This window comes from Marinibactrum halimedae (assembly GCF_021234875.1).
GTDB classification, from domain to species: domain Bacteria; phylum Pseudomonadota; class Gammaproteobacteria; order Pseudomonadales; family Cellvibrionaceae; genus Marinibactrum; species Marinibactrum halimedae.
This window is the reverse complement of the sequence record NZ_JAJQVM010000029.1, coordinates 34,385-56,704: the sequence shown is the minus strand read 5'-3', so window position 1 is coordinate 56,704 and position 22,320 is coordinate 34,385. Positions and strand designations below refer to the sequence as shown.

The window sequence follows — 22,320 nt, the reverse complement described above, 5'->3', positions numbered from 1 at the left end:
GAGCATCAACTCTCGTTCAGTTTGGCCCGTAAACCGGGTAGTCGGCACACAGCCCGAGCACTTTCTCTTTCACTTCTGCAATGACTGAGTCTGAATTTCCATTTTCCAAACTCTCCAACACGTCACAAATCCAGTGGGTTAATCGCTCAACTTGTTCTTCTTTAAAGCCACGTGTCGTAATGGCCGGAGTCCCCACACGCAAGCCTGAGGTAATAAACGGAGAGCGAGGGTCATTAGGAACAGCATTTTTATTGACGGTGATATTCGCCTGACCAAGCGCTTCATCGGCATCTTTACCGGTGTATTCTTTACCAATTAAATCCACCAACATTAAGTGGTTTTCGGTGCCACCAGAAACAATTTTTATACCTCGATCCATAAAAGTATTGGCCATCGTTTTCGCATTGGCCACTACTTGTGTTTGATACGCCTTGTACTCATCGGTCATGGCTTCTTTAAAGCTTACCGCTTTGGCTGCAATCACATGCATCAACGGCCCACCCTGACCACCAGGGAAGACGGCAGAATTGAGCTTCTTTTCGATTTCTGGATTTGCTTTCGCCAAGATAATACCGCCGCGTGGGCCGCGTAACGTTTTATGGGTTGTGGATGTGGTGACATCTGCGATCCCCACAGGGCTTGGGTAAACACCCGCTGCAACCAGCCCCGCCACATGCGCCATATCCACTAATAAGTAGGCACCAACTTTGTCCGCAATATCACGGAAACGCTGCCAATCCATGATTTGCGAGTACGCAGAAAACCCGGCAACGATCATCTTGGGCTTATGCTCTTCGGCTAAACGCTCTACCTCTTCGTAATCCACCTCGCCGGTTTCAGCGTTCAAGCCATACTGCACAGCGTTGTAAATCTTGCCTGAAAAATTCACTTTGGCGCCATGAGTTAAATGACCGCCATGAGCCAAACTAAAACCCAAAACCGTATCCCCAGGTGCACACAATGCCTGATACACCGCCGCATTCGCCTGCGAGCCAGAATGGGGTTGGACATTGGCGTAATCCGCACCAAATAAGGTTTTAGCACGCTCAATCGCCAACACCTCAGCCTTATCAACGTACTCACATCCACCGTAATACCGCTTATTAGGATAACCTTCCGCATACTTGTTGGTAAGCTTGGTGCCTTGAGCCGCCATTACCATCGGACTGGTGTAGTTTTCTGAAGCAATCAGCTCAATATGCTCTTCCTGTCGACGATCCTCATTCGTAATGGCTTCCCAGAGCTCTGGATCGTACGTTTCTATTGTCAGCGATTTGTCAAACATGGCGTCACCCTACCGTCTGTTGGTCTTAGCACAATAAATGGCCCTGGCACAAAATGCGGGACTCGTTTTAAAGAAGCGCAGATTGTACATGAATTCACAAAATCGGCATCCAGATTTGCTCATCATGATGATGAACCTTGCTCAATCAACCATTTCTAATTCTAGCCACACTAACCGGTGGTCTGACGATGCCTCTCGCGACTCCACCAATCTATACAGGGGGCTGTTTTTTTCGGGCCAGAAAACAGCACCGTCGATAACATTGAAGCCTGATTTAGAAGGTAGAACATAATCAGCTCGGCTCTTCCACGCAGCCGTAAACTCTTTGGCATAAGGTAGCTCAGGAACAACTGCCGCCCCGGCCCGACTGGTCGGAATGAAATCGCTGTTCACTTTAGGGTGATTGAGCAAACGCTCCATTGCCCCTGGGTACGTGGCATCGCTATAAATACTCGCATTCAAATCCCCCAAGATGACAAATCGGTCACCCGACAACCCTCCTCTATTACCTTTATCGTCATAAATATAAGTCGAGGTTTCTTCAGAAAGGTAATCGGCGGTCAATCTCAACTCGTCATGGTTTCGCAATCCATTTCGATTTTCAGGCCCATCAAAGACCGGCGGTGTAGGGTGTTGAGCCAATACATGGATTCGCTTCTCACCCACCATAACCGGTACATCCCAATGAGATTTAGATGATAGTCGCAATGCCTGCCATTGCTCTTGTGAAAACCAAGGCTGATTGGTCTCAGGGTGCTTTGGCTGCAGCGCCCCAGGCATATCACTCCATTTAAATAATTGAAGTGTTCGCGCTTCCTCCTTATTAATAGGGAAACGACTCAGCAAAACCATTCCATATTGCCCCGGATATTTGCCAAAACCCCAAGCATCGCCTCCCACACCCGATGCCACACCATCCTGATCAAAATCGTATGGGCTGGGCGCACCCGTATTGGTAGGTGCGAGGAAAATATGAGGATAATTGATAGGGGACACGCTCTCATGCTGAGCGATAGACAGGTAATTTTGTTGAAAAGCATCAACTCCCTTAGATCGATCTTCTATAAAATCAAACTCATTCAATAACACAATGTCTGGTCGAGTGCGCTGTAATATTTCAGCGATATTACGCATCTGCTGATTCCTGCCAGTCGACAAATGATACTGCAAGACTGAACTGCCTTTTTCTAACTCCTGTTCAATTGGATAGTTTTCCTCCTCCATTGATACATTAAATGTTGCAATACGCACCACACTCAAATCGCCCCTTTTTTTAACATCGTTACATCCAACTGCACCAAAAATGAACAAAAACACAAAAATACATTTGGAAAACTTCACAGTTTCATCCCCAAAATTCTCATAACAGTAAAAATTAATCTATATAAGGAAATCATAATGGCTCTGCTTATAGCGGCGCCTAATTGAAAAATGAACTATATGGTCAGAAAAAAAAGCGCCGAACTTTAACATTTCTGTAACAATTTGGGATAAAAATTGCTATCCAAATTACTCTGAATACAAGCATACCTTGTAAAAAGGTAGCAAACACACTTCACAATTTAGGGCTGGAGCATTAAGCATTATGAAATTTCTTAACCGCAAATCTCTTGCGGCAGCGGTTTTAGTAGCCATTGGCTCGACCGGTGCTATAGCACAAGAAACTTCTTCCTCAATTCGAGGAAAAATTCTAGATACAGATGGTACTCCCTTAGAAAATGCCAGTATTTCTGTTGTCGATACTCGCACAGGGGTTACTCGCACATACTCCACGAACAACAGTGGTTCATTTATCGCTCCACGGTTACCTGTAGGCGGCCCTTACAACGTTATCATCAACGGTAAACAAAAGGTTGAAGTTACCTCTATTGGTCTAGGTGATGTATTTAAGCTCAACTACACCATGCAAGCATCTCAGCAAAACGGCATTGAAGAAGTAATTGTAGAGGCGGAAGCATACTCAGCCGAAACTGTTGCTGCTGGGCCCTCTGCTGTATTCGGGCTTTATGAAATGGAAACTGCAGTTTCTTTCGGACGCGATATCGCAGATGTCTATGCACTTGATCCACGTATCAGCATTGATCCAAGTGGTGGTGTGAACTGCGGTGGTAAACACCCTCGCTTCAACAGCACCACACTGGACGGCGTAAGCCAAAATGACCGATTCGGTCTGAACAATAATGGCTACTCTACCGCGACTGGTATGCCTTTCCCTTTTGATGCGGTTGAACAAATTTCCGTTGAGTTAGCGCCGTTTGATGTTGCCTACGGAAACTTTACCGCTTGTAACATTAATGCTGTTACCAAATCCGGCTCTAATGAGTTCCATGGTGGCGCTTTTTATGATGTTACCAATGAAAGCTTGCGTGGAGACAGCGTTGGCGATGGCCAAGATCTTTCCAGCCCAGATTACGACGAATTCCGCCGGGGGTTCAATGTAAGCGGCCCAATTATTCAAGATAAATTATTTTTCTCTTTGGCTTACGAGGAGTCAGAAGCACCAGAATTTACTGCAATGGGTTTCGATGGCTCCGGCAGTGGTGTTGAACGCCCCTGGTTAAGCCAATCTGATTACAACCGCATCTTAGATATTGCTCAGAATCAGTATGGCTACAATCCTGGTGGCCAACCTGGTAATGGCACTCTTGAAGATAAAAAGTATTTGGTTCGTTTAGATTACAATATCAACGAAAACCATGATTTAGCATTTACCTATAACTACTACGATGGTTCTCAGTTACGCTCCTCTGATGGAGACCGTGATGAGTTCGAATTCTCAAACCACTTCTATACAAAAGGTTCTGAGTCTGAAACTTACACCATTAAATATTCTGCTCAATGGACAGATATTTTCTCTACCGAAATCTTCTACAGCAATAACACCATGGATGACAGTCAAGTTACTATTGGTGACCCAAGCTTTGGTGATATGCAGATTGAAATAGATAACAATACTGTTTACCTAGGAGCAGATGATTCCCGCCAAGCCAACGGCTTAAATACTGAATCCGACTATTTCAAGTTCAGTGCACAATTACTCGCTGGAGACCACTTAATCTCTGGTGGATATGAGCGTGAAGCCCTGTCTATTTTCAACCTGTTCGTTCAACACTCACGTGGTGGAGAATATGACTTCAATGATGGCTCTGCCTCAAATCCAGATTACTGTGACGCCCTGACCGCAGCCCAACGCCAGAGCGATCCAGGGTGTGGGCTATCAGGAATCGATAGGTTCGAATTAGGTGCTGCAAGCTTCATATATTACGGCAGTGGTGGCGGAACCAATGTTGCTGCAGATGCAGCAGCGTCATTCGAAAACGTACTCCACACATTTTATGTTCAAGACGAATATTACTTCGCAGACATAGACTTAACGCTCGTTGGTGGACTACGTTATGAACGATTTGAAAGTGATGACAGCCCCAATGAAAACCCCACATTTACTGATGCATATGGCTTTAGCAACACAGGTACTATCGACGGAGTTGATTTGCTAATGCCTCGACTAGGCTTTACTTGGGGTTTCAGCGACCAAACAACCTTCAGAGGGGGGGTTGGCTTGTTCTCGGGGGGAAATCCAAACGTTTGGCTATCTAACGCTTGGAGTAACGACGGTCTAACTAATGTTCAAATCGATACTGAAGACCTATTTGGCGAGGACATGGTTCCATCCGTATTTGGAGGGCTTCCCCTTTCTGGTGCAGGGCGCCCAGGATTTGACGTTCCTCAAGCGTTAGTAGATTTTGTCGCAGGCGTAACTCCAAGTGATGCATCAAACAGCAGAGTCGTCTCAATCGACCCCAATTATGAACAACCATCCGAATGGAAGTTCGCTTTCGGCGGGACCCACGAGTTCAACAATGGTATAACTGCTGATTTCGATATACTCTACTCTGTTTCCAAAAACTCTGCCTATTATGTAGACATAACCCAAGAGATCAAAGGTTATACCCAAACTGGAACGCCTATTTACGGATATATAGACAGAGACACATTAGGCTCACAGAACCTGATGCTAACCAATAGCGATGAAGATGCAGAGTCTTTGGTATTCTCCGCATCACTTAATAAATCGTTCGATTTTGGCTTAGATGTTAGCGTGGGATACTCTTCTGCCAGTACCGAAGATATCAGCCCAATGACCTCTTCAACTGCAGGCTCAAACTTCCAAAATACAGCACTTAGAGACATCAATGACCCACAAGCAGGAACCTCTAACTATGAAGTTCCACACCGCTTTACTCTGAATTTAACCTACACCAAAGAGTTTATATCTGGGTTAGAAACACGAGTCACACTAAGTGGCTGGAGACAGGCTGGACAAGCTACTAGCTATACAATGTCTTCTGATGACCTTGAAGGACGTGGTCCTCGCTCAGGCCGTCACTTATTGTATGTCCCAACCGGTGCTGACGATTCAAACGTCGTATTTGCAGACACTTTCGATCAAGATGCCTTTTTCCAGTGGGCTAGTGACGAAGGTTTAGGTAGTGGCTACGTAAGTAGAAATAGCGCTGAAGCAAAATGGAGCACGCTATTCAACTTGCGTCTAGAACAAGAACTTCCAACCTTCATAGATGATACGTATGGTTCTGTTTACCTTAAGGTCTACAATTTGGGTAACTTACTCAATGACGAATGGGGTCACCAAAACGACGCTGCTTTCTTCTCTCAAGAAATCGTTGATGTTAGCGTGAATGATAATGGACAGTATGTATTTAACTCCTTCTCTGAACGCGATCCTAACGACTTCGATGAGCAAGCTTCATTGTGGGAAATTCAAGTTGGTGCTCGCTTCATGTTCTAATCGAAGATCGAAGTTAGCCTCGATAGTCAAAAAAAGCCAACCTTAGGGTTGGCTTTTTCTTTTCTGATATAGAATCCGTCATTATTTTAGATGCCTTTAATTTTTGCGGCTAGAATTCCATTCCTTCCCAATCCAAACTAATCAAAAAAAACAACCAAAACCAACTCCGGGTTCAGAAATTCTCCATACATGCGTAAAATGCAGCCCATCTACCGTACAAGCAAAGCATTAGAAAAATCTAATTTACTTAGGGATTCATTTTGACTAAGACCATTATTGCCATCGTTGGGGCTTCCGCATCCGGAAAATCGCTGTTTGCACAGACTATCTACCAAGAGCTTAGCGCTCAAATTCCCGCCAAAGATCTTGCGATCATTGAGGAAGATGCCTATTACCGGGATCAATCCCACCTGCCGATCAAAAATCGTACTGCAACCAACTACGATCACCCCGATGCTTTTGAACACGAACTGTTGGTGGAACACTTAGAATCCTTACGCAGTGGTCAGTCCGTCGATGTACCCGTGTATGACTACAACCTGCATACTCGCAGTGATATTACCCGACGCGTTGAGCCCGCAACGGTTGTTATTATTGAAGGTATCCTGCTATTGAGCGATGAAACACTTCGTGAGCAGTTCGATATAAAACTGTTTATAGATACGCCCCTTGATATCTGCCTACTTCGCAGAATTGCCCGTGATATTCAAGAGCGCGGTAGAACATTGGAATCGGTCTCACAACAATATGAATCCACTGTTCGTCCCATGTTTTATGAGTTCATTGAGCCCTGTAAGAATCATGCTGACATCGTTGTCACCCGGGGAGGCAAAAATCGTATTGCCATCGACTTGGTCAAACACAAAATCCGCGCTCTACTCAATACACATAATGTAAACGACTAGCGTACCGATACGCACTCTCATTCCAACCCATTGAGAGTGCATCAAACGAGCCAACCTTCACCTCGTTGATAAGGACACATGTAACAGCCCATGTAACTTAAGTAATTACCTAATTTTCCAATAAGAGGTTTACCATTGAATACCATCATTAGTTTGATCGGCATTGCAACGTTATTGCTGATTGCCTTCGCCTTTTCCAGCCATAGAAGCAACATCAATTGGCGTACTGTGGGAGTGGCCTTTGCCCTGCAATTTATTCTGGGTGGTATTGCACTCTATATTCCCGCTGGCAAAGCCGCATTGGAGGCTATTTCAATTGGCGTTTCAGGCATTATCAGCTACGCGCAAAGCGGTATTGACTTCGTCTTTGGTGATTTAGGCAGCATGAAATATGGTTTTATTTTTGCCATCAATGTACTCCCAGTCATCATCTTCTTTTCGGCATTTGTTTCTGTGCTTTATTACATCGGCATCATGAATTGGATCATCAAGATCATTGGCGGCGCCTTGCAAAGAGTGTTAGGAACCAGCCAGCCTGAGTCTATGTCTGCCACGGCGAATATTTTTGTCAGCCAAACCGAAGCTCCGATGGTAGTCAAACCCTTCATCGCTACCATGACCCGTTCTGAGATTTTCGCCGTCATGGTCGGTGGTATGGCCACGGTTGCGGGATCTGTGCTCGCCGGCTATGTCGGTTTGGGAGTAGAACTAAAGTATTTGCTCGCTGCCAGCTTTATGGCCGCACCAGGTGGATTTTTGATGGCAAAATTATTTTTGCCAGAAACACAAACCATCAACGATGGCGAGAAATCCGTTCAGTTTGAGCACGACCAATACGCTAATGTCATCGATGCCGCTGCTGCAGGGGCCAGTAACGGATTGCAATTGGCTTTGAATATCGGTGCGATGCTATTGGCATTTGTTAGCCTTATTGCCTTACTGAATGGTTTATTGGGATGGGCCGGCGGACTGATTGGCATGGATGATCTGTCGCTGCAATTTTTACTGGGTTACTGTTTTCAACCATTGGCTTTTCTTCTTGGTATTCCATGGTCAGAAAGCCAAATCGCCGGTAGCTTTATTGGCCAAAAGCTAGTGCTGAACGAATTTGTCGCTTTTGTAGATTTTGCTGAACAGAAGACACAAATGAGCGAGCATACCCAGGCCGTGGTTACATTCGCCCTATGCGGTTTTGCCAATTTCTCTTCCATTGCGATTTTATTGGGTGGCTTGGGGACTATCGCCCCTAATCGACGTAAAGATGTTGCTGAGCTAGGAATGAGGGCCGTTTGCGCGGGCTTTATGGCAAATTTAATGAGCGCTGCTATCGCTAGTTTTTTCCTGTCTATTATCTAAAAATGCTTTCCTCATAAACTTCAACGACTTTAATAGGGAAAAACTGTGAAAAAAAGCAGTTTTTTCCTTAAACCACTTCTTTTTTATTTTTCTGATTCTAGATTCAAGTTCCTTTAGATATCTCATTTAAATAAATTTAAATTTTTTAAAAAATTTAGTGAATAACCAAGCCAATAAATTTCCATTACCTTTCCACTTTAAAGTAAAAATTAAGAAAAACATCCGGAATGTGTCTATAACAAATAGTGTTGTTTAGGTATCCATGATTAAAAACACTTTGGAGTTTTCCGGTATGAAAGCGTTTTATCGTAATCCGTTAACTTATGGTGTCTTACTCGCACTAAGCACCACAGTAGCCCAAGCACAAGAAACCTCATCATCCATTAGCGGATACGTGAGCACACCAACAGGTGAGCCCGCTGCAAATACCACAGTCATTATCTTGCATGTTCCCTCCAATACATTGAAAACATTTGAAACCAATTCAGGCGGTCGCTATTCAGCAAAAGGGCTTCGCGTTGGCGGCCCCTATCGAATTACTATTGATTCAGATACTTATGACGATACTATTTTAGATGAGTTATACCTTCAGCTGGATCAAACGTTAACACTCAATACACAATTGGAGTCCCAAAGTATTGAGGAGTTGACTGTTATTGCGGAAGCCTCTGCGTACGAAAGAAATACTGGTACCGAAAGTTTATTCAATGCGGTAACGGTAGAAGTTTCCCCCTCGATGGATCGAGACTTAAAAGATGTGATTCGGATTAATCCATTGGCTGTAATTAGTAACAATGATGAATCAAGCTTATCCATAGCTGGCATAAACCCCAGATACAACAGTCTAACGGTAGATGGTATTAATCAGAACGATGAATTTGGATTAAATAATGGCGGCTACCCAACTCAACGTTCTCCAATTTCAACCCAGGCGGTTGAAGCCGTCTCCGTTTCTCTTGCACCCTTTAATGCTCGAAGTAGTGGTTTCTCGGGCGGGCAAATTAACGCAGTCACCAAAAGCGGTAGTAATGAATTCCATGGTTCTTTTTTCTATGAACGTAGAGATTCTGAATGGGGTGGAGAAGCTGAGAGTATAGAGCCTGGTAGTAATGATGTAGACGTAATAGAACTTGAGTATGAAAGAACCAACTGGGGAGCAACGTTTAGCGGCCCTATTATGGAAGACTCACTGTTCTTTTTCTTAAGTTACGAGTTTTTTGAAGAACCCACTTTCCAAGAATGGGGCCCGACTGGCAGCGGAAGACCTAATGAAGTCTACTTAACAGAAGAGCAGTACGATGAAATTCGCCAGATAGGTCTAGATGTATACGGCATTGATGTAGGTGATTGGAGGCTGTCCCCTCAAGAGGAAGACGAAAAAATTCTGGCGAAAATTGACTGGAATATCAATGAAGATCACCGAGCAAGCTTGACCTACCAATATACAAACGGTAATAGAACGATACTCTTTAATTCATCTTTATCTAGATTCAATAGCCGCAGTAATGCATATGATTTATCAGATGAAATGACCAATTACGCTATACAATGGTATGGCTATTGGTCTGACAACTTCAGCACCGAATTCAGTTTAGCGTACAAGGACCTTCAGAATGGGCAAGATCCTTATACAGACCTACCAAGCATATCGATAGACGCTATTACAAGAGCGGAGTGTGATTCCGGAAATGATGGTTTAGACCCTTGCGAAACCTTTGTACGTCTTGGTACCGATACATTTCGTCATGCTAATGAGCTCGAAAATCAAAGACTTAATCTAGAAATTGTTGGTGAATACCTGCTAGATAAACATACCCTAAATTTTGGACTTAAATGGGAACAATTAGATATCGAGAATCTATTTGTTCCTGGCTCCAAAGGATCTTATCGGTTCAATAGTATTGAGGACTTTCAAAATGGTTTAGCAGACCGAATCACCTATTCCAATTCTTTTCGAGACAACCCCAATGATGTGGCAGTTGAGATAGATTTATCAACACTTTCTCTATTTGTCCAAGATGACTGGTTCATAACACCTGACCTCGAAATGAATATAGGGTTACGGTACGAAACCACAATAAGCGATAGCGAACCTGAATTTAATGAAAATTTTTCTGCACGAAATGGGTTTAGCAATCAGGAGAATCTTGATGGTGTAGATATTTTTTTACCTCGTATTGGTTTTCGCTGGACACCTTCAGACGATATAACTATTAGTGGAGGCTTAGGCCGCTACAGCGGAGGGCGCCCAAATGTATGGCTCGGTAATTCATGGAGAACTGATGGGGTGACCTATATTGAAGCCGCCGATCTAACGAATTTTTCCATTACCAGAATAACACCCCTACCAAACGAAATTCTTTTCAATGAAGATGGCAATGGGGATTCATTTCGTGGCAACGGAAGTGTAGAGTTAATTGATCCTGATTTTGAATTACCAAGTGATTGGAGAGCGGTTGTTTCTGTAGACGCGGAACTTCCACAAGAATGGCAATTAAATGTAGCGTACACAAGAATAGAAGGAGAAAATGAAGTCATTTGGGTCGACTTAGCCAGAGAGGCCTCTCTTTCACTTGCTCAACAAGACGGACAACCTTTACGACGAACAGTAGACGGCGGCAGAATTATCTACCCTACTGCTACTTACCCAGTGGTTCCAGGAATGCCTGGAAACACTGATATAATGCTGACTAACGCTGACGATAATGGATATAGCAACATCTTTACAGTTGCTCTAAATAAATATTGGGATAACGGGTTTAGCTTAAATTTATCTTATGCCAGCCAAGATGTAACAAGCGGAAATAATGCTTCAGATTCGTCCGGTGTTCGCAATCTACGTTTTTCACCGTCGATCAACAGAAATGAAGTTGAAATTGGCCGATCTTTATACGAAATTGAACATCGATTCGTACTTAATTTAACCTATGCCACGACATTTATTGCAGATCTGCAATCAACCTTTAATTTATTCTTCGAACGCCGCTCTGGCACACCGTTTAATTACACATTAGGCGTAGATTTCGATCGCAGAACAAACGACGTTGGCCGAATTGTGGGAACTCAAAGCCTTGGAGACCAAGGTGTCTTTTTTGGATCTGAGTACTATTTACCATATATACCTTTTGGGCCTGATGACCCTGCCGTAGCATTTGGAGAAAATAACTCTCTTTCATATGAAGAAATTATGGCGCGTGCTGCTAGCGTAGGCGCCGATAGATATGCAGGGGGTTATGCCGAGAAACACACTGGTAGAACACCCTGGATTAGCCAAATGGACTTCAAGTTTACGCAAGAAATACCCGGTTTTATGGAAACACACAGGGGGCGTTTAGAATTAACTGTCCGAAATGTATTCGACTTCTTAGATGAAACTGGAATATATAGCAATGATCATGGAGTGGTTAGGGAGTCAGAATTCAGCGATAACACTCTTTTTGACTTTGATATAAATGACCAAGGTCAATATGTTTACTATATTCCTGAAGACAACATCACTCTTTACAACTGGGACACATACAACGCAGAGGCCTCAACATGGGAACTCAAGCTTGGTGTGGTATATGAGTTTTAAATCCAAATAAAAACTAACCAAATAGTCAGAAAAGTAGCCCTGCTTATTTTTTCTAAAAATGAGCAGGGCTACGGTTACTCACTTAGCAGAAAATCTATTGAAATCAGCTTTTTACACCCAATAATGAGAACCAAATCACAAAAAAAAGAAATAAAAATTTAAATTCTTAGAAAATAAAACTTCCTTCCTGGTCAAGTAATTGATTTACCTGCAACCATCCGTTATTTTTCGCGTCCATTTGTGGATAAATAACCGCCAAATACGGTTCTTTCTCAAAATTGATCATAAATCAACCAAATCATGCGAGATTTTTATTTTTGTCATATCAATCTTGTAGGTAGGCTTAGTTAATGATCTTCACAATGGAAGGCGGCGATGCCCATGTCTCTGTGATCCCATCCAAATAAGAAGCGATACCGCGTTGACGTTAAACGCTCACTCGCCAGAAGGAAGCAACATCACCTTCATGAGAGATCTCCTAAGAAGCAAGTAAACAGAAGCATCGTTGTGCCACAGCTGGTCGTGTTTAGACCTAACAAACCGAACCTCTTACTTACCCATCGTCATACCTGGGAGTTTTTCTCAATGAGTGTATTTACTCGCAATCGCTTGGCTGCAGCGACCTTAATGGCACTTTGTGCTGGAGGCGTTCACGCACAACAAACTTCATCTTCCATCAACGGTGCCATCACTACCCCAGATGGAACCCCTGCAACCAATACCACCATCGTGGTGTTGCATGTGCCTTCAAACACCATTAAACAATTCGTGACCAACAACGAAGGTCGTTTCTCTGCCAGCGGTTTACGTGTTGGCGGTCCATACCGCATCACCATTGATTCTCCTGTCTACAAAGACAAAACTTTAGATGAAGTCTATTTACAGCTCGATAAGCCATTCAACTTAGACATGTCTCTAAGTAACGAAAGCATTGAAGAGCTTACAGTGGTTGCAAATGCTTCAGCGTTTGAAAGAAATTCAGGTACTGACAGTTTATTTAATGCCGTTACCGTAGAAGTCTCTCCTTCTATGGATCGAGATCTTAAAGATGTTATTCGTAATAACCCATTTGCGGTCGTCTCTTCAGGAGACGACAACGAACTTTCAATCGCAGGTACAAACCCCAACTACAATAGCTTGACTGTAGATGGCATTAACCAAAACGATGAGTTTGGTCTGAACGGCAGTGGCTATCCAACATTGCGCTCACCCATTTCAACCCAAGCTATTGAAGCGGTATCTGTATCATTGTCACCTTTCAATGCTCGCAGTAGCGGTTTTTCTGGTGGCCAAATCAATGCTGTAACCAAATCAGGCAGCAATGAATTCCACGGCTCTATGTTCTATGAAGAGCGTCAAAGCAAATGGGGCGGTTCTGCAGAAAACCCACTCACAGGAAGAGATGCTGAGATAGATTACGAGCGCACTAACTGGGGGGCTACATTCAGCGGGCCAATCCTTGAAGACGAATTATTTTTCTTTCTTAGTTATGAATACTTCAAAGAGCCTTCAACTCAAAGTTGGGGCCCTGCGGGCAGTGGCACCAGCAATGAAACCTATCTTTCAGAAGCTCAATACGATCAAATACGTCAGATTGGCATGGACGTATATGGAGTAGACGTAGGTGACTGGCGTTTATCTCCAGAAGAAGAAGACGAAAAGATCTTGGTTAAGCTGGACTACAATATCAACGATGATCATCGTGCCAGCTTCACCTACCAATATACAAATGGAAATCGCACTAGCTTTGGAGGCTCTCGTCAATCGCGACTTCTTGGTGGAAGTGGCGCATTTGATCTGTCCAATGAAATGACCAGCTATGCATTTCAACTCTACTCATACTGGAGCGATTCATTCAGCACTGAACTCAGTCTTTCTTACAAAGATGTTGTAAACGGGCAAGACTCATTTTCAAGCCTACCCGGAATCATCATAACCGCTGACTCTGATTCAGAGTGCAACAATAGCAGAGGATGCGAAACAAGAGTAAGTTTAGGTTCTGATGCCAACCGTCATGCTGCTCGCTTAGACAACCAACGAATTAACTTTGAATGGGTCGGTGAGCTGCTCGTTAATGAACACACACTAAGCTTTGGAACAAAAATTGAGGATTTAGATGTTTTCAATTTATTTGTGCCCAATTCTCGTGGTACCTACCAGTTTAATAGCATCGAAGATTTTGAAAATCGCCAAGGCTACATAGAGTATTCAAACGCCTATACAAACGATGCTGAAGATGCCGCCACTGATATACAAATGCGGACAACATCTTTATTTATTCAAGATGACTGGTTCATTACCCCTAATCTAGAATTGAACCTAGGCTTAAGATACGAATTAACCAGCAGTAGTTCTCAGCCACAGCTTAATGAGCAGTTTGCAGAGCGGTATGGCTTTAGTAATACTGAAAACCTTGATGGTGTCGATTTATTCTTACCGAGAATAGGCTTCCAGTGGACAGCTAGCGATACGATAACGTTGAGCGGCGGCCTTGGTCGCTATAGCGGTGGACGACCAAATGTCTGGCTTGGGGATGCATGGGTACGGGATGGTGTTACGCTAGCCAGAGAAGAAAACTATGGGAGCGAAGAAAATACCCGTACAATAAGTTCATTTGACTCATTACCGAGTGAAATTTTGTACACTGACGACGATAGAGGCGATGGCAATGTCACTGCCATTGATCCCAACTTTAAAATGCCAAGCGATTGGCGTGCCTCTATTAGCCTTGATGCTCAACTCCCCTATGACTGGAACTTCAATGCTACTTATGTGCGTGTAGAACAAGAAAATGATGTTTATTGGGTTGACCTCGCAAGAGAGAGAAACATCGAGCAAGCAGGTGAGGTTACGACTACCGTAGACGGGGGAAGAATTATTTACCCGGTAAATTCTGACGACCCAGAACGCTTCGATTTATTAATGACAAACGCCGACAAAAGTGGTCACAGCAATTTATACAGCTTGTCCTTAAATAAATTTTGGGATACTGGCTGGAATGTTGGCATGTCCTACGCACACCAAGATATTGTTCAGGGTAACCCTGCGGCAGGAAACAACGCATTTAGCAACTATCAACGCAACCCATCGGTCAACCGAAATGAAGTGAGGCTTGGTCGATCTGACTTTGAGATAGAACATCGCTTTATCTTGAATGTTGGTTACGATGCGACGTTATTTGCAGACTACCGCTCTACATTTAGCCTCTTCTTCGAGCGCCGCTCGGGCAACCCTTTCAGCTGGGTATTGGCAGACCAAAGTACCTTTAGAAATGGGCCTGTTGGCGACCCCGGCCCCTTAAGAAACGTTTTCTCAAACGCTTATCTACCATATATACCAACAGGAGAAAGTGATAATGCAGTTGCTTTCGGCGAAAACGGATCGTTGACTTATTCCGAGGTAATGGAAGAAGTTTCCCAAGCCGGCCTAGAAGGTTCAGCTGGTAGCTATGTAGAAAAGAATTCAGATAGCACTCCTTGGATCAGCCAATTGGATTTCAAATTTACGCAAGAAATCCCTGGTTTCAGTGAGAATTACAAAGGCATCGTAGAAGTTACTCTTCGGAACGTTTTTGATTTCTTGGATGATAAGGGCATCTACACAAACGACCACGGACAAGTTCGTAGAATGAGCTTCCCAAGTCGCGCTTTGTTTAGATATGACATCAACGAAAACGGACAGTATCGCTATTATCAGCCCCCTAGCTTTAATGGAGCTTCAAACTGGAACCAGTTTGATGAAGAAGCATCATCTTGGGGTCTAAAACTCGGTGTTCGCTTCGAGTTCTAATCTCATTTAGAGATACTCCCATAGAGGGTTACCCGAACAAGGCAGCCCTCTTACGAAAAAGCCAGCATTCTTTGCTGGCTTTTTCATTTCCCCACTGAACATTCCCACTGTGGTGAATGGCAATTGAATTGCCACTTCAGTTCCGGTAAGTTGCCGTCATCTTAGATCTGCTAGCGCTTTAGATCAGCTAGTACCACAGATCTATGAGTACCATTGAGAATCCTATTCACCACGCCATAAGATGGCGAAGTGAAAAACCAATCAGCTATCCTATAAATTCACTGATTTCTGCAAATTAAAGGGGTGTATCGCCGCATGGCACAGTACGTCTACAGTATGAATCGCGTTGGTAAAGTGGTGCCGCCAAAACGCGAAATCCTTAAAGATATTTCTTTGTCGTTTTTTCCTGGCGCCAAAATTGGTGTATTGGGCTTAAACGGCGCGGGTAAATCCACACTACTGCGGATCATGGCGGGTGTAGACACCGACTTTAACGGTGAGGCACGCCCAATGCCGGGCATTAAAGTGGGTTACCTGCCTCAAGAGCCTCATCTTGACCCAGAGAAAGACGTTCGCGGCAACGTCGAAGATGGTGTTCGTGAAGCCCTAGATGCCATAGCAGGGCTTGAGCAAGTTTACGCCGATTATGCCGAACCCGATGCGGACTTCGATGCGTTGGCTAAAAAGCAAGGTCAGTTTGAAGACATCATCCAAGCGTGGGATGCGCATAATCTGGAGCACAAACTGGAAGCCGCCGCTGATGCCTTACGCCTGCCCCCTTGGGATGCGGATGTCACCAAGCTTTCTGGCGGTGAGCGTCGTCGTGTAGCTCTGTGCCGCTTGCTGTTGTCACGCCCAGATATGCTGTTGCTGGACGAGCCCACCAACCACTTGGACGCCGAGTCTGTCTATTGGCTGGAGCGCTTCCTAGTAGATTTCCCTGGCACGGTTGTGGCCATCACCCATGATCGTTATTTCCTTGATAACGCCGCAGGCTGGATTTTGGAACTCGACCGTGGACGCGGCATCCCTTACGAGGGCAACTACTCTGACTGGCTAGAAGCCAAAGAGAAGCGATTGGAACAAGAAGAGCGCTCCGAAGCTTCTCACCAGAAGGCGATCAAAGCGGAATTGGAGTGGGTAAGGCAGAACCCGAAAGGCCGCCAAGCCAAAAACAAAGCCCGTTTGGCGCGTTTTGAAGAAATGCAATCCCAAGAGTTTCAGCAACGTAATGAAACCAACGAGATTTACATTCCACCGGGTGAACGCTTGGGTGACAAAGTCATCGAGTTCCATAACGTGACCAAAAGTTTTGGCGATCGTGTACTTATCAATGACCTCTCGTTTACCGTTCCTAAAGGCGCAATCGTCGGTATCGTAGGGGGTAACGGTGCGGGTAAATCCACACTCTTTCGAATGATTGCAGGGGCCGAGACACCGGATTCCGGTAACATCGTCATCGGTGAAACCGTTCAAGTGGCCTTCGTCGAACAAAGCCGTGAAAACCTGGATGACAGCAAATCCGTGTGGGAAGAAATCTCCGGCGGTGCCGACATCTTAAAAATCGGTAATTACGAAGTAAGTTCGCGCTCTTACGTGGGCCGCTTTAACTTCAAAGGCACTGACCAGCAAAAACGCGTGGGTGAACTTTCTGGTGGTGAACGCGGTCGTTTGCATTTGGCCAATACGCTCAAACAAGGTGCAAATGTTTTGCTCCTCGATGAGCCGTCTAATGACCTCGACGTCGAAACCCTACGCGCACTGGAAGAAGCCCTTCTCAACTTTCCTGGTTGCGCCATGGTGATCTCCCATGACCGTTGGTTCCTCGACCGTGTTGCGACCCATATTTTGGCCTACGAGGGCGGCAGTGAGGCCGTATTCTTTGAAGGTAATTTCACCGAATACCACGAAGACTTTATTAACCGCAAAGGAAAAGATGCGGAACCAAAGCGGATGAAGTACAAGCCCTTAAAAGACTAATCCTAACAATAGGAATAAAAAGGCCCTGTTCTTTGAACTGGGCCTTTTTATTTTAGCGATGAAAATTTACCATAATTATTCCACATTATTATTTGCTCACCTTCCTGATATAAAACTCCCTTTTAAAAGCATTCTCACAGAGTAAACCTTGGCTAACAAACGGGTTTTTGCATGAAATCCGTCGCCAAAAGCACTACACTTTCTCATTACAATACAGTTAAAAGCGTGATGAATTAAGTTCATACATCATTGCATCACACCACCCAAATTTCAGAAAAATTATTAATGACAACCTTGGCAAATAATGAACGCAGACGATTTAATCGGGTAACGTTTCACTGCCCGGTAGAATTAACAACCACAGACTCCCATGATGAGCAGATGGATTCACCACCCTATTGGCAAGGTCAGCTCATTGATATTTCTTTGAAAGGCGTTTTAGTCAATGTAAAAGCATGGCAACACCAGCACTTGCCCACCACCCCGACGTCAGAATCATTACAGGTGGGAATAGAATTAGGGGGTGATGCTCGGATTCACATGTTTGGCCATGTCGTTCGTATTGATGGGGACATGCTCGCGATTACGTGTGACAAAATAGATATGGACAGCATCAGCCACCTTCGCCGCCTACTGGAATTAAACTCCAGTAACGAACAAGCACATCAACGGGAGCTTCACGAACTCATTGAACATCATATTTGAAGAAAGCACTAAAACGTGACTCTGTATTCAACTGTGTGATACCAAAATGGGAAATAGTAGGCAATCATTTATGTATTACACATCAGAAAGTGCCAAAAACTATGAACCAGCATTTCCTAATTCTATGAAAAGGTTTACTCTCTCGTCGGAATTAACTGATCGACAAAACCGTCGAAAAAAGCGAGAGTGTTCTGCAATTGAAAACTCATTTCATCCAATACCCACCAATCGTAGACGTAGATCTCAAGGAAGGGAGATTATGAGAAACAAACAGCGTGGAGATAGCTCAAGTCGTGAACGGAGATACTTCCCAAGGGTGAGATATCGTGCCAACGCATTATTGATTTCCGGGGAGAGTCGATGGCCCGTAGAAGTCATTGATATTTCTTATAATGGTGTGCTGGCAGCAACGCTCCAGCAATTGCCACTTCATACTCGTGACGAAGTGACTCTGCACTTACCTACTGATAGCGGCGAAACCATACGTCTTCAGGGTTCTTTGGCGCATCGTAATGGTCAATACCTAGGGTTACAGTGCAAAGCCACCAATATCGACTTCAGATCAAGATTAAGAGAGCTTATTGAGCAACGCCAGCCGCTTCAATAAGCGTCATAGCAACAATAAAAACCAAAATAATGCGCAATCGACCTTTTCAGGACGCAGTTATTCTCCAACAGACGCCCTGTAAATGCTTTATATGTAAATACTGTTGGAACAAAAATACATTAGGTGTTGGGCTGAATTCCTGACAAATATTCAATGAATTCAGTCTGCTTCGTGGTAAATAATTGACTTAGGCTTTGTTCCCAGATTGAACCAATCAACTTTCCATTTTCTTTAATCTCTTCTAACTCTTCAGTCATCACTGTCTCCCCCTGAAAAGGATAATTTAAAGGGAATACAGCGCCATCTTCACTGATAATTTCGGCTTGTAATTCAATAGACACCGGATCTTTTTGATCTCCCGGCGCTGATTTAAAACCATAACGAATAATCTTTAACTGTAACGTTAATGGTGAATGAAAACGCTCTTGTATCACCTCACCTTGTATTCGCTCTAAAGTTCTCTTTAACGATTGCTCAACGATATCTGGAATGTAAACCTGCTCTTTCTCAGCACTGGTTTGAATATCCTTGGAAATACCTTCATCAATGGCCACACCAATGGCAATTCCCATTGCCCCCATTGAACCCATCATCATCATTCCTGCTCCTGCGCCTTTTCCTTGAAAACGAATACGATCTTGTTCTGGTTTTATTATCGTCAACGAGTAAGGCGACATCTGGGACGTCATTGCCCCTTCATTCGCACAACCCCAAACGAAAAAAGAAAAAATTCCGATTAAATAAATCGACAATATTGATTTCATAATAAACGTCTCTCACAACTTTCAGCTGGGGCAAATAAACCGCTAGGCTAATTCAAAATCAGAGATATATTCAAAAACTAAGACAAATTAACCAGTCACTTTGCCAGCTAGCTCATAAATCAATTGCTCATGCTGTGTAATGATAGAAGGAAGGGCGCAGAATCCAAAATAGCATTGAAAGCTTTCATTGAATCTAAGATCGAGGCAGTAAATTAATTAAAATTCCTGACCAGTTAGTCGTAAAAAATAAGACTAATTGCTAGACAAAAAATACAAAAAATTTAAATATACCCCCTATATTTAGTGATTCAAATCACACTTTAGTCGTATTCATCACCACGCAATACAAAAAAGCTGGCTAATATGACAGCTTTCTCATCAAAAAATAATCATCCTTTATTGGATGATAATAAACATTAGGACACCAAATTTCGGGCCATCGTTAAACGTTAGCTCGACAAAACTGCAACACCTTGAACTATTCGGCTGACAAGCCAACAAAAAACGGGATTAAACTATGAATAAGTGGCTTTTTACTGCCCCTTTACTGGCAACCAGTATTGCTGCCAATGCAGGTTCTCCGCTTTGGAGCGCACTTGCTCAATGGAAGCACTCCATCTACTCATCACACGCCAAAACCAGTGAAAGCGCAGGCTTTTATGAGAACTCGCCCTCTGGTATCGGCCACTGCTTCTTTAGCCCGTCTACCGGCATTCACGATATTCAAGGCAGCGGCTCAGAAGTTAACTTTGCTGGCGAATCCGTTGTGGTAGAAGGGGTCGTCACCGCTATTCGTGACGGAGGCTTCTTCGTCCAAGAAGAAATTTGGGATACAGACCGCTCACGCGATACTTCGGAAGGCATCTTCGTCTCCAGTGACGATTCTGCAGTATATGTAGGCCAGAGTGTACGAGTTCAAGGTACACCGGAAGAGCGTTTTGGTAACAGCCAGTTAGTAGCAGAAGAAATTGCCGATTGTGGACGCTACGCCTTCAGCGTGAGAGTTGCCCAAATCCCAATGCCTTATGAAGGCAAAATGGATCTTGAATCCGTTGAGGGCATGTTAGTACGAGTCACCAACGCGACCGTTTACAGCCTAGATAACTTCACCCGTCATGGTGAAATCTTCTTAAGTGATGGCGTAAAATGGACACCAACCGATGTCGGCGCACCTTTCTCCGAAGAGTACGAAAAGGCCGTAGCCAACATCAACGCAAATATCCTGTACGTTGAAGACAACACCAGCGCCTCCTTCCCAGATACCATCAGCTATTACGCAACCGATGATTTCGATGGTTTAGACTACGCCAACGCCCCAAGTATCGGTGATACCGTGACGGCTATTGGTCCATTGAACTATGCCTTCGGTGCCTACCGTATCAACACTCGCAAAGATTGGTTTGATATCAAATCGTCTCGTGAAGAGTCACCACAAGTCAAATCTGGCGATGTCTCCATCGCAAGCTTCAACGTTTTAAACTACTTCAATGGTGAGTACTTGGAAAACGGTGAAGTCACTTTCGATTATGAGTCCAATCGTGGTGCCTTCAATGCTGAGCAATTTGCATTACAAAAGTCTCGCATCGTTGACGCCATTATCAGCCTAGATGCCGACATTATTGGCTTAATGGAAGTTGAAAACGACGGCTTCGGCGGACAATCTTCTATTGCCGATCTTGTGAATGCGCTTAATGTCAGTTTAGACGCCGATGTTTACGCCTATGCCACCCCTGAAGATGACAGCATCACCGGCGGTGACGCCATCACTAACGCCATTGTTTATCGCAAAGACGTTGTTGAATTAGATGGCCAGTTACAAGCAATCGAAATGCCTCGCCAAGTGGTAGATGACATCTTTGCCGCTATGCGCCCGTCGCTCGTTCAAAGCTTCAAACACACCGACACTGGTGAAAGCCTTGCTGTTGTAGTTAACCACTTCAAAAGTAAAGGTGGCGGCTGTATTGAAGACATTGAGCCAACAGATCAAGATGACATACAAGGTTCTTGTAACGCCTTACGTGTTTCTGCTTCTGTCGCACTTGCGGAAGGCTTAAAAGCGTTAGACTTACCAGAGAAACAAGTTCTGTTAGGCGACTTCAACTCTTACTCTGCTGAAGACCCTATGGCCGTTCTGACTACGTTTAACGCTGAAGAACGTGGTTATACCATTAACACCGCCGAGCAGACCTTCCTGAACGAAGGCCAATCCATCGAAGTATCAGAAGGGTACGGTTTCTTACCCGTCGCGAAAGACTTTGACGAGGATAGCTTTTCCTATTACTACTTCAGAAGTGACCAAGTGGGTTCTCTTGATCATGTCTTAGTCAGCCCAGCCACAGAAGAAAATGTTGTGGATGTCGCTCACTGGAACATCAACTCAACCGAAATGTTCCAATTGCAGTACAACCAGGCGTTACGATTCTACAATGGTCCAGAAGGCGCCTCGATCGACTTCACTCAGTCTGGCCCTTACCGCAGCTCAGACCACGACCCTGTCATTATCGTTTTAGACTTGGATAGTGATGGCGACGACGATTAATCCTCGTCT

12 protein-coding genes are annotated in these 22,320 nt (G+C 44.2%); 9 read left to right on the top strand and 3 right to left on the bottom strand.

Going from position 1 to position 22,320, the window contains the following annotated elements:
* Nucleotides 1-16 precede the first annotated feature (16 nt).
* Together glyA and LU351_RS15885 are read right to left on the bottom strand one after the other, a co-directional pair.
* The gene (gene glyA, locus LU351_RS15890; protein WP_232595073.1) at nucleotides 17-1,285 is read right to left on the bottom strand and encodes a serine hydroxymethyltransferase; all 1,269 of its coding nucleotides are present in this window, start codon (nucleotides 1,283-1,285) and stop codon (nucleotides 17-19) included.
* 141 nt (nucleotides 1,286-1,426) lie between these two features.
* On the bottom strand, nucleotides 1,427-2,626 hold the full coding sequence (locus LU351_RS15885) for an endonuclease/exonuclease/phosphatase family protein (protein WP_232595072.1): 1,200 nt from the start codon (nucleotides 2,624-2,626) through the stop codon (nucleotides 1,427-1,429).
* Between the two features lie 244 nt (nucleotides 2,627-2,870).
* Between LU351_RS15885 and LU351_RS15880 the strand changes: the two genes are divergently transcribed.
* The 8 genes from LU351_RS15880 to LU351_RS15845 all read left to right on the top strand — a co-directional run bounded on the left by LU351_RS15880 (nucleotide 2,871) and on the right by LU351_RS15845 (nucleotide 19,008).
* Nucleotides 2,871-6,092 (top strand): TonB-dependent receptor, encoded by a 3,222-nt coding sequence (locus LU351_RS15880; protein ID WP_232595071.1) that lies wholly within the window; start codon nucleotides 2,871-2,873, stop codon nucleotides 6,090-6,092.
* 260 nt (nucleotides 6,093-6,352) lie between these two features.
* On the top strand, nucleotides 6,353-6,997 hold the full coding sequence (gene udk / locus LU351_RS15875; protein WP_232595070.1) for a uridine kinase: 645 nt from the start codon (nucleotides 6,353-6,355) through the stop codon (nucleotides 6,995-6,997).
* Between the two features lie 135 nt (nucleotides 6,998-7,132).
* Nucleotides 7,133-8,353 (top strand): NupC/NupG family nucleoside CNT transporter, encoded by a 1,221-nt coding sequence (locus LU351_RS15870; RefSeq protein WP_269783493.1) that lies wholly within the window; start codon nucleotides 7,133-7,135, stop codon nucleotides 8,351-8,353.
* 292 nt (nucleotides 8,354-8,645) lie between these two features.
* Nucleotides 8,646-11,927, top strand: a complete 3,282-nt coding sequence (locus LU351_RS15865) for a TonB-dependent receptor (RefSeq protein WP_232595069.1) — start codon at nucleotides 8,646-8,648, stop codon at nucleotides 11,925-11,927.
* A 585-nt stretch (nucleotides 11,928-12,512) separates the two neighbouring features.
* Nucleotides 12,513-15,716, top strand: a complete 3,204-nt coding sequence (locus LU351_RS15860) for a TonB-dependent receptor (protein ID WP_232595068.1) — start codon at nucleotides 12,513-12,515, stop codon at nucleotides 15,714-15,716.
* A gap of 315 nt (nucleotides 15,717-16,031) precedes the next feature.
* Nucleotides 16,032-17,696 (top strand): energy-dependent translational throttle protein EttA, encoded by a 1,665-nt coding sequence (gene ettA / locus LU351_RS15855; RefSeq protein WP_232595067.1) that lies wholly within the window; start codon nucleotides 16,032-16,034, stop codon nucleotides 17,694-17,696.
* Between the two features lie 285 nt (nucleotides 17,697-17,981).
* Nucleotides 17,982-18,401 (top strand): PilZ domain-containing protein, encoded by a 420-nt coding sequence (locus tag LU351_RS15850; protein WP_232595066.1) that lies wholly within the window; start codon nucleotides 17,982-17,984, stop codon nucleotides 18,399-18,401.
* Between the two features lie 259 nt (nucleotides 18,402-18,660).
* Nucleotides 18,661-19,008, top strand: a complete 348-nt coding sequence (locus tag LU351_RS15845; protein ID WP_232595065.1) for a PilZ domain-containing protein — start codon at nucleotides 18,661-18,663, stop codon at nucleotides 19,006-19,008.
* A 119-nt stretch (nucleotides 19,009-19,127) separates the two neighbouring features.
* On the opposite strand, the gene LU351_RS15840 is transcribed toward LU351_RS15845, so the two are convergent.
* On the bottom strand, nucleotides 19,128-19,772 hold the full coding sequence (locus LU351_RS15840; protein ID WP_232595064.1) for a hypothetical protein: 645 nt from the start codon (nucleotides 19,770-19,772) through the stop codon (nucleotides 19,128-19,130).
* Between the two features lie 517 nt (nucleotides 19,773-20,289).
* Between LU351_RS15840 and LU351_RS15835 the strand changes: the two genes are divergently transcribed.
* On the top strand, nucleotides 20,290-22,311 hold the full coding sequence (locus tag LU351_RS15835) for an ExeM/NucH family extracellular endonuclease (RefSeq protein WP_232595063.1): 2,022 nt from the start codon (nucleotides 20,290-20,292) through the stop codon (nucleotides 22,309-22,311).
* Nucleotides 22,312-22,320 lie beyond the last annotated feature (9 nt).